At 56.9% G+C, this 299-nt stretch carries 1 protein-coding gene; it reads left to right on the top strand.

Features of this window, described 5'->3' with window-relative positions; translation table 11 throughout:
* A partial coding sequence (locus tag ACSNOG_RS33160) for a peptide chain release factor-like protein (protein ID WP_436756379.1) occupies positions 1-281 on the top strand: 281 nt, incomplete at its 5' end.
* Between the last annotated feature and the right edge of the window lie 18 nt (positions 282-299).

Genomic DNA, 299 nt, shown 5'->3' with positions numbered 1-299 from the left:
CCAACAAGGAGAAGGCGCTGCAGGTGCTTCGCGCGCGCATCTACGACATGATGCGCCAGGAAGAGGAAGCGAAGTACGCCGGCGAGCGCAAGAGCAAGGTCGGCACCGGGGATCGAAGCGAACGGATCCGCACGTACAATTTCCCGCAAAGCCGGGTGACGGACCATCGGATCGGGCTTACCGTGCATAAGCTGGATCAGGTGATGAACGGCGAAATCGAGGAGATCATTTCCGCCCTGACCCTTGCAGAGCAAGCAGAAATGATGGATAAAGGAGTATAACGCTTTGGAGCGAAATGA

Source organism: Streptomyces sp. URMC 124 (genome assembly GCF_051386455.1).
GTDB lineage: Bacteria > Actinomycetota > Actinomycetes > Streptomycetales > Streptomycetaceae > Streptomyces.
Note: the sequence above shows the minus strand (reverse complement) of the source record. Positions and strands in the feature narration are given on the sequence as shown.